Origin of the sequence: Legionella cherrii (genome assembly GCF_900635815.1) — a bacterium.
Classification (GTDB): domain Bacteria; phylum Pseudomonadota; class Gammaproteobacteria; order Legionellales; family Legionellaceae; genus Legionella; species Legionella cherrii.
The window spans coordinates 898716-915270 of record NZ_LR134173.1; the positions used below are offsets into that span (position 1 = coordinate 898716).

The window sequence follows — 16555 nt, forward strand, 5'->3', positions numbered from 1 at the left end:
TGCTTTTTTTAGGTTCAAGTATGTTAAAATAGGCCCTCATTATATCCATGAAATAAATTGATGCACGCTTTTCTTAATAGTTCTTTGCAATTAGGTTCTTTGACTCTAGCCAATCGATTAATTCAAGGCCCTTTGGCTGGTTATAGTTGTGCACCATTCAGAATCTTATTTAATCGATATGCGTCACCTGCATATTGTGTTACTGAAATGAGTTCTGCAACGGATATCCTGTATAAACACACTACAAACTCACGTTATCTTTACCGAGCGCCTCAGGAACAGATTCTTGCTTATCAAATTGCAGGGACCGAGCCGCACATTCTGGCACAAGCAGCGCAACAGTTGCAGCTCAATGGCGCCGATATCATTGATATAAATTGTGGATGCCCTAAACCTAAAATACGTAAAAAGGGGGCGGGAAGCGCCTTGCTGGAAGTTCCAGAGCAATTGGTTCACATTATAAAAGAAGTTCGCGCAGCAATTACTATTCCTTTAACAATTAAAATTCGGATACAAGGCAATAAACAGGATCTTGTGCTGGCGAAGAGAATTGAAGAAGCGGGAGCGGATGCACTGATTGTGCATGGGCGGCGTTGGATTGATGACTACGATGTGGCCTCAGATTTAGAGCAAATCGCGCAAATCAAACAAGGTATTACTATTCCCGTGATTGCAAATGGCGATATTCACGATGTTAGCAGTTTACAAAGGGCGATCGAGATAAGTGGTTGTGATGCGTATATGATATCGCGCGCAGGAACTGGCAAGCCTTGGCTTTATCAGGAGTTACTGCAACCGTCGCACGGTGTTGTGAACCTTGATGAAAAAATTAATTTATTTATGCACCACTTACAGGGTCTTGCTGCTTTAGAAAATGAATATAAGGCCATTTTGCAAAGTAAATCTTTAGTACGTTACTATTTTCGATCAATGTTTGATGCGTCATTGTTGCAACGTTTTTATCAATTGGACTCACTAGAAAAAATACATCAATTTTTTGCTGAATTTACCACAGATACAGTCTTTATTTGATGGTCATCAGAAAAATGCTTTTTGTTAATTCAATTTTTAGCTGGAGCATTTGAAGAAATCCATTAGATGAGATCACTATAATCTTGTTGATAGACATGCAGATGTTGTAATCGGTCGGCTACTTTTTGGGCTCCTTGCGGATCACCGTTTTCAAAACGAAGTTTAGCCAGATAATTGAGATAGAGCTCTATATAATCTGGAGGAATAGGATAATGAAGGCCGGCCTCCAAAACCTGCTGCGCGGACAGCAGTTCTTTTTCCTCTACTAAAAAGCGGGCAAAAGTAAGTCGAGCCAAACAAAAATGTGGATTATTTTTTAGCGTCTTAAGAAAATATTCTTTTGCTTCTCGGGGCTCATTAAAGACTAAGCTTTGTAGCAAAGCCATTTGAAAATAAGAACGGGCAAAGTAGGGATTCATGGCGATTGCCTGATTAATAGCATGTACCGCTTTTTTTGTCCAAAAATGACGCAGGTGCTCCGAGGTTGCACTCTGGATCAATTGGAGGTAAGCATCTATTTGCAGACTTTGAATTTCTACAAAATGAAATGACTTTAAAGCCTGATTGCTGTAATGAACAGCTTGGCGAAATTGTTTTTCCTGAAGGGCGGTCTGCGTTTTCCCTATATAGTGTTCCAGGATTAAAAAACGAATAAAGTAACTGCTTAAAAGTAAAAGAAATATCATGAGGCTGCTTTGTAAAATCCAAATAATTTTGCCAGCTGACAAAGAATAAATACGGACACAGCCTTCTTTCTTAAAGAAATAATAGAGATATCCTAAACAACATCCCATGAGGAGATTCATGGGAAATACGTAGAAGTTGAAATCAATAATACTATGGCAAATTAAAGCACCTAATGCGGCAAAACAGGCCATAGCTTGGATACAGGTTATGGGATTTTTATTTTGCTTTTTTAAGTAGCGGCTTAAATAAACAACGAAAGTTACCATCACCCCAAGTAAAATAACTACACCAGGAACTCCTGTTTCTATCAATAATTGTAAAAAGTCATTGTGGGCGTATTCGAGATTTGAGCCATCACCGGGTAAACTAAATGCAGGATAGTACTGTTTAAAATTGAAAATACCTAGACCGTACCAAGGGGTTATTTGCCATAAGTGCCATGCTCCTTGCCAAATAACGAGACGTGATTTTTCATGAGCAAGTAAATCCAGCCGATGATGTATGGCAGGTTGAGCCAAGAGATACAAAGTGATCAAGGCCAGAACCAGAACTGCGGATAATTGAAAAATCGTTTTTATTTTTATCGCATGACGAGACAACGCAATTTCTAGTACCGTGAAAAAAATAAAACAAAGGATAACACCGCGGCTTAATGCCGCGAATAAAGCAAAGGCGATGATGTATATACTGATTAAAAGAGAAGCCTTATGAAGTATCTTGTGTACTTTGGATGGGGTTATGTCAATAAGTTCATGATTTAAGCTAAAGAATTTTCCCATTAATAACAGGTTAACCATCATTAAAAAGGCTGCGGCAGTATTTTTACTTGCAAAAAATCCAGTAGGCATTGCATTTCTAACCAAGAGTTGCATCAGCGCATACACCGCACAGATCAAACCCAAAACCCAAAGTACCCTTAGCAAATTTTGCCATAGCCATTCATTAAGCGGATTTTGAGTCACTAAAAAAAATCCAAATACCCAGGCCGTACACTGGAAAATGCCGAAAAAAGCGGTATTAGGAACCCAGCCCAGCAGCGGCGGGATAGTTGTCCACCCAAGCCAGAGAGCCAACCAAAAGGTTAAGGTGGATGATTGAATCGATTTTGCAGGCCAATGAAAACAAATAGAATTCATAAGAACTACGAGCATCAGGCTGTAGCTGATCAGTAAAATAGAATAATCACTTGTTCCTTTGAACAGAAACGATGCGATCAGCAGAAGGAAAAAGAGGGCTCCTAGCATTTGATGAAGACGCGACGTAATAACTCACCCCCTGCCTATGTGCTATGGCCTATCTCTGGAAGGCCATTTGGATGGACCGTCATAGATGCCGCGGATAACCCGCGGCACATGCATGATTGGATAAGGGTAGTGCTAAGTGCAAAGGACTTTAACATCAAGAAAGCCATTTTGCTTTGATAAAAGGACCATCCAGGGAGAAATCATTCTGGGTTACAACAGTTGAAGGATTAGAGTTCCCTCCGGGAGGAAGCAGAAACATATCAAAATAATGTTGCCACATCCAACCGCCCATTAAGGTAAGTTGTCCACTACTGCAGTTACCCCATTGATAGCTTAACCCTAATTGTGCTTCCAATTCGGGAACGATATGGGAGCCTTTGGCTTGTGCGCTAAAGGGAAAAACATTCGGTCCGCTTATATTTGCCCCTGATAATTTTGCTTTTCTTTCGCCAAGGAGTATGGCTGTAGCACTTTGAGCAAATACCGCAAAACCGTGGTTCAGGTTATGAGCCATATCTATCCCCACACGAGGGCCGGCACCTTGGAATTTCGTATGAGCCACTGATTCTTGTGTCAGAGTATTAGGTGGGAAGAAAATGACATTTTCAAAATCATACTCAGCGCGTTTAATCTTGGAGTTGACATATTGTCCTCCGCCATAAAAACGAATGTTTGTGTTTTCACCGAAGGAGCTGCTTTGTGCCAATTCAAGATTGACCGCATCAAAATAAGTGTCAAATCGCAAATTAGTAGTAATATCTGCTACAAATGGGTTTACCGCTGGATTTTCATTGATGTAGGTAAGAACACTACTGGAATGGGTTCCTCTAAAGTGCAACCAATTTAAATTAAGGTCATTTCCTGTATTAAAGTGATAGCCTCCTTCCAACAAAAACCCCCAATCCCAAGAGGATTTAATGGTATTGAACGTTTGGGTAATTGTACCATCCGTTTGGAAATGATTTATAGTCAATGCAGGATTGAGCAGGTCTGAATTAGTGTTTGGTTGTAAATATAAAGCGCTAATGCCTATTTCCCATGCATTGCATGGACAGGGAACGGTAACATCATCAGTCTCGCAAGAGGGTTTGATTACCCCCATAGCCCCAGCATGCAGCAAACTGGTATTTAAGGCAATAAATAGAAAAGCTCCTGTTTTTTTCATAAAGTCACGGTCTCCTTGTGTTTTTTACCTATTATTTAATAAGTTTCTTCATTAAGCAATGAGAGAATCTTTTATTTAGCCTATCAAGCTTCTCCCGCCATCCACCTTAAGTATTTGCCCTGTGATATAGGGGTTTTCAGCCAAAGCTAAAACGGCCTGGGCTACATATTCTGGATCTCCATGTTTTTTTAAGGGTGTTTTCGCAATAATTTCTTCTTTTCTTTCTGGAGTGAGCGCATTGAAATGCTCAGGCCAGGCGGTTGCGCCTGGAGCAATGGCATTGACCCTGATTTCGGGAGCAAATTCGCGGGCCAAGCTTTTCGTTTGCATTTCCAAGGCAGCTTTGCTTTGACAATACGCTGAGTACCCTTTCAATGGTTTTTCTGCATGGGTATCCGTCAGGTTGATAATGGCTCCAGAGTGTTTGGCCAGTAATGGGCGCGCTGCCAGGCTCAGTAAAAAAGGTGCTTTAACATGGACATTAAAAAGAGCATCCCAATCCGTTTCAACAAATGCAGTAAATTCAGTACGGATGAAAACGGAAGCATTATTGACTAATAAATCCAAACGACCGGTCCAATCTTGTATGGAGGTAATGATCTCTTCTGCTGCACACGATTCGGTTATTTCTCTTTGTAAAACAAAGGCGCTATTTGGTCGTTGCTCATTTAAACTCGCTGCAAGAGAATGAGCTTCTTGCAATGAGTGATGGCAATGAATGATTGTTTTATATCCTGCTGCATGCAGGGTTTTGACAGTTGCGGCACCAATACGACGTGCTCCGCCAGTGACTAAAGCAACCTTTGCTTCTTGTTTGTTTGTCGGATTCAATGTATGTTCCCTATTTTTAGATTATCCTGGGTTTTGCCTATTTAAAAGAAGCCCCTCATCCGCCCTCACGGGCACCTTCCCCCCACAAGGGGGGAGGAAATAATTTGCACTTGGCGGGGTTGCCCAGGTTTTTATCTACAATTTTTTAAATGACTAACTATGAGTATATTACAAACTTTACATACCCTACTGGCTCAGCGCCAGTCGATTCCCTTTGTGGAATTCATGCAGTGTGCATTGTACGCCCCTGGTGAGGGATATTATAGTTCTGGGTTACAAAAATTAGGTGAACAGGGTGATTTTATTACCGCCCCTGAGTTAACTCCTTTATTTGGTAAAACCTTAGCAAATCAATGCCAACAGGTGCTCATGAACCTTGAGTCTCCTGTTTTATTCGAATTTGGTGCGGGCTCAGGGGCTCTTTGTGTCGCTGTTTTAGAACAGCTAGAAGAGCAAAATTCTTTGCCAGAAGCATATTACATTTTGGAAGTCAGTGCCAATTTACAGCATCGCCAACGCCAACTTATAGCACAAAAAATTCCTCATTTAGCCCATTTAGTTATCTGGCTTGATCGTTGGCCGAAAGTTCCTTTTAATGGGGTGGTGTTGGCGAATGAAGTCCTCGATGCGATGCCAGTACATCGTTTTATGAAAACCGAAGAAGGGATTATGGAAAGTTATGTTGCTTTGAATGAGCAGCAGCAATTAACTGAGCGGTTCGAGCCCTGCCATAATCAACGCTTGCTGGATTACATAAAGAACAGATTATCGTTGCCTGATGCGCCTTATCTCTCTGAAGTGAATCTTTTTATTGATGATTGGATTCTGAATATTTATCAGATGTTAAAGCAAGGGGTGGTTTTTTTAATTGATTACGGATTCCCTCGCCATGAGTATTACCATCCAGATCGTAATCAAGGAACGTTAATGTGTCATTATCAACATCACAGTCATCCGGATCCTTTATTACATCCGGGAGAGCAAGACATTACTGCACATGTGGATTTTACGCATGTAGCAGAAGCCGGACAACAAGTGGGTTTTCATATTGCGGGTTTTACGAACCAAGCCTCTTTTTTGCTGGCTAACGGTTTGCTAAGCTTATTAAATACATTAGATGACGAGTTAGAGCAAGTACGAGCAAAACAAGCAATAAAACAGCTTACCCATCCTAGTGAAATGGGGGAGTTATTTAAAGTAATCGCCTTGAGTAAGAATGTAGAAGTTTCCTTAAACGGATTTCTATTAAATGATAAACGAGTGAGTTTATGAAGATAAAAAAATACCTAACCACAGTGGAATTACAAAAAGAGTCCATGAAATTTTCTGCTGGCCACACGACCATTTTCTCTGCAACTGAAAGAGAACCATTACACGGTCATATGTATGGCGTTTATTTGGCACTCACCACTTGGGTTGAAGAAAATGGGATGACTTTTGACTATCGTTATTACAAAGAACGTATTCATAAATTATGTCGTTATTTAAATCAAACGTTTCTGATGCCGCAATTTTCTCCTTTTCTGGAATATGCTGAAGATAAAGAATATTATTATTTTACGTTTAACCACAAAAAAATCCCTTTTCTTAAAGAAGATGTGACTTTATTGCCAGTAACGAATATTACCGTTGAAGAGTTATCACGTTGGTTTGTGAATGAGTTGATTAAAGATAAGGCAGAGCTGGATCGACATCGTATTGAACAGGTGGTGGTTAAGGTGTTTTCGGCTCCGGGACAATCAGCTAGCCATCAATGGCAAAGAGTGCATGAATAACAGCGATCACGAACATTCTAGTGGGAAAAATTCGGTGTCAACAACTCATGATATCTCTTTAGAGTGTGTCGATGATGAAAGCTCTGGGAACAAACCGCAGGACAACGTGACTGTTTTTCAAGTCTGCATTCCACACACGCATCGAGATGGTTTTGATTATGTCGCAGAAGGTTTAAACCCATGTATCGGTGCTCGAGTGTGGGTTCCTTTTCGCCAACAAACTCGGCTAGGGGTGGTAATTGGTAAAGTCAACTCTTCGCATGATGTGACTTCCCTAAAAAGCATCGGTACGGTTATTGATGAGCAACCTTTAATCGATGAAGCCATGTTGGCTTTATGCTCCTGGATTGCCAATTATTATCAATCGCCTTTATCTGAAGTATTACCCCTGGCTTTACCTAAAAAATATCGTTTGGGAGAGCCTTGCCAATTACCTATGGGGGATTTTTATCAACTGGTATTACCTTTGGATGAGGCCCGAAAGCGTATCCCTGCCCGTGCGCGTAAGCAACTGGAGCTTATCGAATTCTTGAGTGCCCAAAAGGAACCGGTGGCCAAACATCGTTTGACTGAGAAGGGATTTAATTCCACGCAACTTTGTAACTTACTTGCAGCACAAGTTATTTCTTTGTCCCAGCAAATCATGCTGCCAGAAAACACAGAGGCGTCATTACCATCCCCCTTAACACTTAATGCCGAACAAGCTGTGGCTGTAGCGGCAATCACGGAAGCATTACATCAATACCAATGCTTTCTATTACAAGGGGTTACCGGGAGTGGCAAAACAGAAGTCTATTTGCAGGTCATCGCGCAAATATTAGCGCAAAAAAAAACAAGTCTTGGTTCTAGTTCCCGAAATCGGGTTAACCCCGCAATTAGTCTCACGCTTTACGGCGCGTTTTAAGCAGCCAATTGCTGTAATTCATTCCAGTTTGAATGAAACGGAGCGACAAGTTGCATGGCAATTGGCAAAGGAAAGCAAGGTACAAATGGTGATTGGAACGCGGGCTGCACTGTTTACACCTATGCCCAATTTAGGACTCATTGTCATTGATGAAGAGCATGATGCATCATTGAAGCAAATGGAAGGAGTACGTTACTCTGCCCGAGATGCGGCCCTAATGCGGGCGCATTTGGCCAACATCCCTATTATTTTAGGTTCAGCAACTCCTAGCCTTGAAAGCATGCATAATGTGAAGCAAAAGAAATACGCCTTGTTACGTCTGAATCATAAAGCGCTTTCAATTACCCCTTTGCATTATCAACTGATTGATTTACGTTCGCAAACATTACAGCATGGTTTGGCAGCAACAACGTTACACGCCATTAAAGAGCATTTACGCAAACAAAATCAGGTACTGGTATTCATCAACCGTCGTGGGTTTTCCCCAGTTTTGTTATGCCATCAATGTGGCTGGATGGCTGACTGTCGTGCTTGTGATAGCCATTTAACTTTGCATAAACAGTTAGGACAGATGATCTGTCATCATTGTGGATTGACCCAAAAAACTCCGAGTCATTGCCACAGCTGTCATAGCATGGAATTGATTCCAGTTGGAGCAGGTACCCAACGCATCCATGAGTTTCTAAGTGCTTACTTTCCGGATACGGAGGTGGTGCGCATCGATCGTGATGCCGTGCGTAAAAAAAAACGCTTTAAATGAGCAGCTACACAAAATTCATCAAGGCGAGGCACAGTTAATCGTTGGCACCCAAATGTTAGCAAAAGGCCATCATTTTCCTCGTCTCTCTTTAGTGGTTATTCTTGATGCAGATGCGGGATTTTATAATCAGGATTTTCGAGCTCTAGAGCATTTAGGGCAGCTATTAATGCAAGTTTCAGGGCGTGCAGGGCGAGCAGACCAAGACGGCCAGGTTTTGATTCAAACGCATTTACCCAATCACCCTTTACTTAATTTATTGATTCAGCACGGATATGATGCTTTTGCGGATGCATTATTAACTACCCGGCAACAGGCGCAACTTCCTCCTTTTCACTATTTGGCCATGATCAGGGCACAAGGAAAAGTTGCTGGGAGTGTATTAAAATTTTTACATGCAGCGAAAGAGCAAATTCTGGAACACTCCATCACGGTGATGGGTCCAGCACCTGCTCCTATGCCACGTAAAGCCAATCAATATCGGATGCAACTGTTACTTAAGTCCTCATCGCGAAAAAAATTAAAAAATGTTTTAACCCAATTACGAGAATGGCTTATGGGAAATAAATTAAGTAATGGTGTACGGTGGAATGTGGATGTGGATCCTATGGATTTATCTTGAAGGAGGTTTGAGAAGTGGCTGAGTCGAAAATTGAAGTTCATAAAAAAGTTTTTTCCATCGCTTGGGGAGATATGGATGCACTGGGACATGTAAACAATGCACGCTATTTTGATTATTTCCAAGAAGCCCGTATTGAATGGTTAAGAGAACTCAATATCAGTATGACTGAAAATACGGGGCCCGTAGTAATTCATGTTGCATGCACTTTTTTAAAACCGGTCATTTATCCGGCGACAGTGACTTTGTGTTCGCAAATACACAGTCTGGGAAATTCCAGCATGATGATGAGCCACGATTTATACCAGGATGAACTACTGATGGCCCAAGGCAGTTGTAAAATTGTCTGGGTGGATTATGTTCAAAATAAATCGGTGTCTTTACCGGATGAGATCCGCAGAATTTTTAAGTAGAGTAATTAATGTAGCCTGAGTGCGTCATAGCCGTAGGCGCTTTACAACCCATCACCCTAACCCTCTCCTCTGGCGGGAGAGGGTTAGGGTGATGCATTTAAACTGCAATCGGCGCTTTGATGGCAGGATGAGATTGATAGTTCACGAACTCAAAATCATCATAAACATAGTCAAATAATGACAGTGGTTTACGTTTGATATTTAAGGTAGCTAAGGGTAATGGTTCTCTGCTTAATTGAGTACGTGCTTGTTCTAAATGATTGAGATATAAGTGGCAATCGCCGCCAGTCCATATAAAATCGCCCACATTGAGATTGCATTGCTGGGCAACCATGTGAGTGAGTAGCGAATAAGATGCAATATTAAAAGGTACACCTAAAAACACATCTGCAGAGCGTTGATACAATTGACAAGAAAGCGTCTTGTCTGCCACATAAAATTGGAATAAAGCATGACAAGGCATTAAGGCCATTTGATCCAACTCGCCAACATTCCAGGCACTGACCAGTAAACGGCGTGAGTCAGGATTGGACTTGATTTGTTGCACCACATCACTGAGCTGGTCAATTGTACGGCCATCTGCTGTAGGCCAATTTCGCCATTGTTTTCCATAAATAGGCCCTAAATCTCCATCGCTATTAGCCCATTCATCCCAAATAGTTACCCCATTCTCATTTAAATAGGCAACATTGGTATCTCCTTTTAAAAACCAAAGTAATTCATGCACAATGCTGCGCATATGCAATTTTTTGGTAGTCACTAAAGGAAATCCTTGGCGTAAATCAAATCGCATCTGATACCCAAAAACCGATAAGGTTCCTGTCCCTGTTCGGTCTGTTTTCTGGGTACCGTGTTGTAAAATATGTTCTAATAAATTCAGATAAGTTCTCATCGTTTAAGCCACCATAACCAAAATCCAAGTAATAACATCGGGATAGATAAGATTTGTCCCATAGTCAACCATCCAAACGCTATATAGCCAAGCTGTGGATCAGGCTGTCGGAAAAATTCAGCAATGATACGACACACTGCATACCCCATTAAAAAAACTGCGGACACCCGTCCAGCGGGACGAGGTTTACGCGCATAAATCCAAACAAGGAGAAATAAACCAATTCCTTCCATACCGAACTCATACAACTCAGAAGGATGGCGAGGCTGGTTATCCACATGACTGTATACCATACCCCAAGGCATATCGGTCACTCGCCCCCATAACTCACCGTTAATAAAATTACCGATACGTCCAGCACCTAAACCGATAGGGACCAGGGGGGCAATAAAATCGCCTATTTCCAGGAATGATTTTTTACTTTTGCGAGAAAAGAGCCAGAGGGCGACAGCAACCCCAAGCAAGCCACCATGGAAAGACATTCCTCCTTGCCATATTTTAAATAAAGAGAGGGGATCATGCATCAATTCCGGGAAATTATAAAAAAGCATATAACCAATTCGGCCACCAATAATGACACCTAGGGCCGCATAAAAAATCAAATCACTGATTTGTTCCGATGTCCAATCCAGGTGATAGTGCTTGTTCCGCCAATGAGCGAGTAACCAGCCACTTACAAAGCCAATCAAATACATTAAGCCGTACCAATGAACTTGTATTGGACCTATTGAAAATGCTACAGGATTAATGTACGGAAAGGTTAGCATATTTTTTAAGTTCCTTTTTTTTCTACTTTTGCGCCCAGGCTACATTGTGCGATCAGGTTCTTATTCATAGGGACTTTCCAGCGCGGATTAGGCTACCTAATCCTTCTTCCTCTAATGCCTTTTGTAAATGAAAACGTATTTGCGCTGGGTGTTCGAACTCCAATACTTCGGCAAGAATCTTGCGTGCATTAGCAATGGCTAAATTACGAATAACCCATTTCACACGCGGTAAACTAGAAGAGTTCATACTTAAGGTATCAAAACCCATGGCGACCAATAAGATCACTGCTAAAGGATCACTCGCCATTTCACCGCAAATACTCACTTCGACCCCTGCTGCATGACCTCCTTCCACTACTTTCAGCAAAACACGCAACATCGCTGGATGCATGGAATCATAAAGGCCGGCAACGCGAGCATTATTCCGGTCGACAGCCAGAAAGTATTGGGTCAAATCATTGCTGCCTACAGAGATAAAATCAACTCGCTTGGCGATTTCCCGTGCCAAATAAGCTGCGGCAGGAACTTCAATCATGACACCTAACTTTGGTTTTTCGATGACACAACCTTCTTCTAACAATTCTGTAAATGCTTGATCAATAAGATAAGAAGCTTCTTCGACTTCACTTAAATTGGTGACCATAGGTAACATGATCCGTAAATTATTCAACTCTTCGCTTGCACGCATCATCGCGCGTACTTGCATCAAGAAGACATCAGGATGATCCAGTGTGACGCGAATTCCTCTCCATCCTAAATAGGGATTATCTTCTTCTACAGGAAAATAGGGGAGTACTTTATCGCCACCAATATCCAAAGTTCGCATAGTTACGGGGCGGGGGGCGAAGGCTTTCAATGTTTGCCGATAAATAATGGTTTGCTCATCTTCTGAAGGGAAATGATCCCGACTCATAAAAGGAACTTCTGAACGGTATAAACCCACACCCTCAGCTCCGACGCTCATCGATAAACCAGCGTCCATAGCTAAACCGGTGTTTACTTGCAGAGAAATTTTATAGTTGTCGGTAGTTTCCGCAGGCTTATCCCTTAAACTGATTAGGCTCTGGTTTAGTGCCTGTTCTTCTTGTTCCAGGAGTTTGAATTCTGCAAGTACGGATTTCGATGGGGAAATATAAACTTGTCCATAATATCCATCAACAACAATGGCGCGTCGGGAAATTGAATCTAATTTTAAACCACGAACACCCATAACTGTGGGTACACCTAAGGCGCGCGCTAAAATAGCAACATGCGAGTTATTAGAACCCTTGGCTGATATAACTCCAGCCAGGTATCCTTCAGGAACCTCAGCCAATGCCGCTGCAGTTACTTCCTCGCCAACCAAAACGGTCCTTTTAGGGTATACAATCTCTTCTTGTTGTGACCACTGTAATGCTGCTAAAACACGACGTCCTAAATCGCGGAAATCACTGGCTCGCTCCCTAAGATATGAATCCTCCATATTTTCAAATTGGGCTATGTGTTTTTTTAATTACAGTCGCTAAAGCAGCCTGGGCTCCAATTTTTTCTTGACGAATGATGTGTTCTACTTCAACACCCAGGCTGTCTTTATCCAAAATACGTAAATAAACGTCAAACAGGGCGTGTTCTTCTTCCCCGACAACCGATTTCATGCGCCTACTTAAGCGGTGCATGTCTTCACGTGTGGACTCAAGGGCTTCGTAAAACGCATTAATTTCCTCATCCAATGTCTCAACTGGATTTAGTGGCACCGCATCAATATCTGCTTGCGGATATACAACCACCGCAGTACCTATCCCAATACCTGGGACCGAGCCAATCCCTGCTAGAGCGGTTGTACTGGATTCAACTTTTTTAGTTACGCCCATAGGCTTAGGCTGGGTTAGTTCCGCTAACTCACCTGTTGCTTCTGCATGAGCGATAATTCCGCCAAGTTGAGCGGCTAGGGTAATTAAAAAAGATTCTTCTGTATCATCGAAGTAACGTTGTTCTGTTTGTTGAACAATGAGGACGCCATAGAGTTTTCTATGCTGAATAATAGGAACGCCTAAAAATGCTTTAAGATGCTCTTCGCCCAATAACGGATTATGATAAAAATCAGGATGGGCAGGGGCGTCCTCAAGATTTATAGGTTCTTCCCGCCGACCGACAAGGCCGACAAGGCCACTATCAAATGAGATACGAACTCGAAATTGTGCTTGCTTGTTTAAACCTTCTGTTGCAATAAGGACATATTCAGCGTGTTTGGTATCAATGAGGTAAACGGAAGCGGCCTCTGCATTAATGGCTTTATTTATTTGTTGCACTAAAATGACAAGCGCCTCAGAAAGCTGCTTTGCTGTAGTGACTTCTTGAACTATCCGTTTAAGTACTTTGAGCATCTATGCCTTTGATTACCTCTTTTGTAAATGGTTACCCTATCAAGGAACTGCCGTATTGAGTATATCTTGAATACAATCGGTGCGAGAAATACTCCCGTGCGATTTTCGTTCAATCTATGCTCAAATTCAATCGTTCACTAACATTTTTAAATCGCAGCGGTCCTATGCTCTCTTTTTTCGTTTAATGCCATAGGGAGAACGACGATTTTTTTTCAATAAAGGTTCTAATTCTTTTAACGCCTGCGTGTACACTTGGCGTTTAAAAAAAATAACCTGCCCTTCTGGCTCATGAAAATCAACCCATCGCCAGCTGTCAAATTCTGGTGAGTCACTCAGATCCAGTTTGACTTTCTGCTCACTGGCAACGAGCTTTAACAAATACCATTTTTGTTTTTGTCCTATCACTAAAGGTTCGCTGCCATGACGCAGATATTGTTTAGGAAGTCTGTATTTAAGCCAGCGTTTGGTGGAGCCAATCACTTCAACATCTTCCTTATCCAAACCTACTTCTTCATGCAATTCCCGAAACATTGCTTCTAATGATGTTTCACCAGCAGCCAGACCGCCCTGCGGAAATTGCCATGCATCATGACCAGTCCTTCTACCCCAAAAAACCCTATTCTGTGCGTTGACAAGGATAATACCTACATTCAACCGATAACCGGCACGATCAATCACCATGATGTCACTGTTTAGATTAAACCGCTAATAGCTTGATTTTTCCATAAACTGCGAGAGCTTGGCAATTAAATCTGTAATTATTATTGAAAAAAGGTAACTACTCAACAAAATCTGTCTTATTTCTATTAGCGTAAACGGTGCCTGTCCGTATCCGTACCCGAAAAAGCATTGCTTAGGTATAGGCTTAAGAGCGAAAATTACGAATCATTTCTATACTTGCTAAATGGCGCGCGATTTTCGGTCGACGCATACGGTCATATCAATGTATTAGAATCCCTCAGCATGCATAACCCTACCCTGGATTCAATAAACGTATATAATTGGGACAAATATTTTGAGTTTAAAGCATATGAAAAAGAGAATTTTAATCATCAATACGGGCGGGACTATTAGTAGCATTAAGACAGAAAATGGTTATGAGCCCGCTGCAGGCTATGTAGAAGCTGCTTTGCAACAAATTCCTTTGCTCAAACATGAAGACATGCCCGACTATTCGATAAAAGAATATGATCCACTGCTTGATTCTTCAAATATGACGGTGTACGACTGGAATCGAATAGCACGTGATATAGCGGACAATTATGCAAATTTTGATGGCTTTGTTGTATTTCATGGCACAGATACCATGGCCTATACTGCATCGGCTTTATCTTTTATGTTGGAGAACTTGGGTAAACCCGTACTGATTACCGGTTCGCAGATTCCCTTATCTGAAGTGCGTAATGATGCAATCGATAATGTGATCACGTCCTTATGGCTTTGTGCGAATCAGCCTATCCATGAAGTATGTATTTATTTCAACCAACATCTATTACGCGGTAATCGCTCACAAAAAATTAGTTCACAAGGGTTTAAAGCGTTTGATTCTCCGAATTATCCCCATCTAGCATCTATTGGGATTGAGATAAAAGTTCAGAAAAGCTTGTTGCTGAAACGACCGCAAAAAACGTTTCATTTACAAACCATAGAGCCACAGTTTATTGCCAATTTTAGATTATTCCCGGGGTTTGCTACGGAGGTTTTGACTTATATTTTAAATCAGCCTTTATGTGGTTTGATTCTCGAGACCTACGGCGCCGGGAATGCACAAAATAATGATCCTCGTTTTTTAAAATTGCTGAAGGATACTTGCGCCCGAGGGGTGATCATTGTTAATTGCACTCAATGCCAACAAGGTGGTGTAGAAATGAGCCAATACGCGACGGGACATTCTTTAAAGAAAGCAGGGGTGATCAGCGGCCATGATATGACACCAGAAGCAGCTCATTGTAAGTTATTGTATTTGCTGAGCAAGCGATTAGAAATTTTAGAAATAAAAAAGCTGATGGAAACTGATCTTTGTGGTGAATTGACTTCTTAGCTAAATAATTTTCTATCCAGGCTACCAAACGATTCAAAATTTTCCCATCTCCCAGCGAAGAGATGGGATTTTTAACACCGCAAATTACAGTGATAACGCTACTTTCTCTTCTTCCTTTTCTTTTTTATCGTGGGCTCGGGCTTCAATTTCTTCAAATGCATTGTCCATTGCAACTTTTAAGCGGCCACGACTTGGTTTTATAGTGGGCGCTTTTACACGTGCAACGGCAATCAAAGTGACTTGCACCGGTATCGAGTCAATTGGTTTGGATTCTTCACAAATTTCAGCATTTTCTCTATGAATGGCTTGTATTGCTTCAATAACAAATGTCTTACGTAAACTTTTATAATCCGGTTTGTCTGGATCTAAACCTCCCAGTTTCTTCTTACAGATGAGAATATTTTTCATCAGGCACTCTTCTTTTTTGGCTCTGATTTCTATCGCTGTAGAGTTACTAATGGAATTGGTCACTTTTTCATATATTTTCGCGAGCATCCCTTCTTCTGGCGGACAAATAATATGTTCGCCCAAATAATAGGCTGCATGAGCACAAAGCAGATTAAACGGATCATCATCATCAGCGACATCGATAAAAGTAAATGCTTTCTCACCGTTCTCGCTTTTCTCATTTTTCTCTGATTTCTCCACAAGACAACGGTAGAATCGATCCAGGGTTGAATTGAGCTTGCTTAAAGTGTCATTCAAATCACCGCGCTTCCAGGATTTTTTTGCACGCATACTTTCAACGGCGCTATCAATGTCGCTAATCAGTAATTGCAAGGCTGCCAAATTTTTTTTATCTGTATCTTCGGGTACAAAGTCTGCAACTAATTTTTGCAGAGTACGGGTGATATTTCTTTGTTGCTCAGAATGTTTGGTATCTCGAAACAATCCATATAACATCCCATTATCATCAGCAATCGAATCTTCAATTGATTTATTCAAAACTCGGTCAATAAGTGCTTGGACTGTTCTAACAAATATGGTCATCGCTCTACTCCTTGAACTGTAATTTAGTTATCATACCCGTACTATTGAGACAGACTTTTCATCACATGGCTGTCA

At 41.4% G+C, this 16555-nt stretch carries 12 protein-coding genes and 2 pseudogenes; 6 read left to right on the plus strand and 8 right to left on the minus strand.

Annotated features, from left to right (window positions below; translation table 11 throughout):
• The first annotated feature begins 60 nt into the window (after window positions 1-60).
• Complete coding sequence (locus EL022_RS03850; RefSeq protein WP_028382442.1) at window positions 61-1032, plus strand: tRNA dihydrouridine synthase; 972 nt, start codon at window positions 61-63, stop codon at window positions 1030-1032.
• Window positions 1033-1094: 62 nt separating this feature from the next.
• On the opposite strand, the gene EL022_RS03855 is transcribed toward EL022_RS03850, so the two are convergent.
• The 3 genes from EL022_RS03855 to EL022_RS03865 all read right to left on the minus strand — a co-directional run bounded on the left by EL022_RS03855 (window position 1095) and on the right by EL022_RS03865 (window position 4959).
• Window positions 1095-2855: an O-antigen ligase family protein gene (locus tag EL022_RS03855; RefSeq protein ID WP_241972238.1), complete on the minus strand. Its 1761-nt coding sequence runs from the start codon at window positions 2853-2855 to the stop codon at window positions 1095-1097.
• A gap of 262 nt (window positions 2856-3117) precedes the next feature.
• The gene (locus EL022_RS03860) at window positions 3118-4128 is read right to left on the minus strand and encodes an Lpg1974 family pore-forming outer membrane protein (RefSeq protein WP_028382444.1); all 1011 of its coding nucleotides are present in this window, start codon (window positions 4126-4128) and stop codon (window positions 3118-3120) included.
• 75 nt (window positions 4129-4203) lie between these two features.
• Entirely contained in the window at window positions 4204-4959 is a 756-nt protein-coding gene (locus EL022_RS03865; RefSeq protein WP_028382445.1) for a pteridine reductase, read from the minus strand.
• 159 nt (window positions 4960-5118) lie between these two features.
• On the opposite strand from EL022_RS03865, the gene EL022_RS03870 reads away from it, so the two are divergent.
• The 4 genes and pseudogenes from EL022_RS03870 to EL022_RS03885 all read left to right on the plus strand — a co-directional run bounded on the left by EL022_RS03870 (window position 5119) and on the right by EL022_RS03885 (window position 9427).
• Window positions 5119-6231, plus strand: coding sequence for a class I SAM-dependent methyltransferase (locus EL022_RS03870; RefSeq protein ID WP_028382446.1), 1113 nt, complete (start codon window positions 5119-5121; stop codon window positions 6229-6231).
• Window positions 6228-6734: a 6-pyruvoyl trahydropterin synthase family protein gene (locus EL022_RS03875; protein WP_035901344.1), complete on the plus strand. Its 507-nt coding sequence runs from the start codon at window positions 6228-6230 to the stop codon at window positions 6732-6734. Before EL022_RS03870 ends, EL022_RS03875 begins: the two co-directional genes overlap by 4 nt.
• 106 nt (window positions 6735-6840) lie before the next feature.
• A pseudogene (locus EL022_RS16660) lies at window positions 6841-9017 on the plus strand (primosomal protein N').
• A gap of 14 nt (window positions 9018-9031) precedes the next feature.
• Window positions 9032-9427, plus strand: a complete 396-nt coding sequence (locus EL022_RS03885; RefSeq protein WP_028382449.1) for an acyl-CoA thioesterase — start codon at window positions 9032-9034, stop codon at window positions 9425-9427.
• A gap of 97 nt (window positions 9428-9524) precedes the next feature.
• Here the strand turns inward: EL022_RS03885 and thyA are convergent, their stop codons facing one another.
• From thyA to EL022_RS03905, 4 genes and pseudogenes are all read right to left on the minus strand, one after another.
• Window positions 9525-10319, minus strand: coding sequence for a thymidylate synthase (gene thyA / locus EL022_RS03890; RefSeq protein WP_028382450.1), 795 nt, complete (start codon window positions 10317-10319; stop codon window positions 9525-9527).
• Complete coding sequence (gene lgt / locus EL022_RS03895) at window positions 10316-11086, minus strand: prolipoprotein diacylglyceryl transferase (RefSeq protein ID WP_028382451.1); 771 nt, start codon at window positions 11084-11086, stop codon at window positions 10316-10318. Before lgt ends, thyA begins: the two co-directional genes overlap by 4 nt.
• A gap of 64 nt (window positions 11087-11150) precedes the next feature.
• Window positions 11151-13449, minus strand: a pseudogene (ptsP, locus tag EL022_RS03900) (phosphoenolpyruvate--protein phosphotransferase).
• Window positions 13450-13611: 162 nt separating this feature from the next.
• Window positions 13612-14130, minus strand: a complete 519-nt coding sequence (locus EL022_RS03905) for an RNA pyrophosphohydrolase (protein ID WP_028382453.1) — start codon at window positions 14128-14130, stop codon at window positions 13612-13614.
• A 349-nt stretch (window positions 14131-14479) separates the two neighbouring features.
• Here EL022_RS03905 and ansA point away from each other — a divergent pair, with 349 nt between their 5' ends.
• On the plus strand, window positions 14480-15490 hold the full coding sequence (ansA, locus tag EL022_RS03910) for an asparaginase (protein ID WP_028382454.1): 1011 nt from the start codon (window positions 14480-14482) through the stop codon (window positions 15488-15490).
• A gap of 84 nt (window positions 15491-15574) precedes the next feature.
• Here ansA and EL022_RS03915 read toward each other — a convergent pair whose 3' ends face one another.
• Window positions 15575-16480 carry a hypothetical protein gene (locus EL022_RS03915; RefSeq protein WP_028382455.1) on the minus strand — a complete coding sequence of 302 codons (906 nt, stop codon included), beginning with the start codon at window positions 16478-16480 and terminating at the stop codon, window positions 15575-15577.
• Window positions 16481-16555: the final 75 nt, after the last annotated feature.

Excerpts from the sequence above, each read along its gene's own strand:
- EL022_RS03850 (WP_028382442.1), top strand. The coding sequence starts at position 61 with ATGCACGCTTTTCTTAATAGTTCTTTGCAATTAGGTTCTTTGACTCTA.
- EL022_RS03855 (WP_241972238.1), bottom strand. The coding sequence starts at position 2,855 with ATGAATTCTATTTGTTTTCATTGGCCTGCAAAATCGATTCAATCATCC.
- EL022_RS03860 (WP_028382444.1), bottom strand. The coding sequence starts at position 4,128 with ATGAAAAAAACAGGAGCTTTTCTATTTATTGCCTTAAATACCAGTTTG.
- EL022_RS03870 (WP_028382446.1), top strand. The coding sequence starts at position 5,119 with ATGAGTATATTACAAACTTTACATACCCTACTGGCTCAGCGCCAGTCG.
- EL022_RS03875 (WP_035901344.1), top strand. The coding sequence starts at position 6,228 with ATGAAGATAAAAAAATACCTAACCACAGTGGAATTACAAAAAGAGTCC.
- thyA (WP_028382450.1), bottom strand. The coding sequence starts at position 10,319 with ATGAGAACTTATCTGAATTTATTAGAACATATTTTACAACACGGTACC.
- lgt (WP_028382451.1), bottom strand. The coding sequence starts at position 11,086 with ATGCTAACCTTTCCGTACATTAATCCTGTAGCATTTTCAATAGGTCCA.
- EL022_RS03905 (WP_028382453.1), bottom strand. The coding sequence starts at position 14,130 with ATGGTGATTGATCGTGCCGGTTATCGGTTGAATGTAGGTATTATCCTT.
- ansA (WP_028382454.1), top strand. The coding sequence starts at position 14,480 with ATGAAAAAGAGAATTTTAATCATCAATACGGGCGGGACTATTAGTAGC.
- EL022_RS03915 (WP_028382455.1), bottom strand. The coding sequence starts at position 16,480 with ATGACCATATTTGTTAGAACAGTCCAAGCACTTATTGACCGAGTTTTG.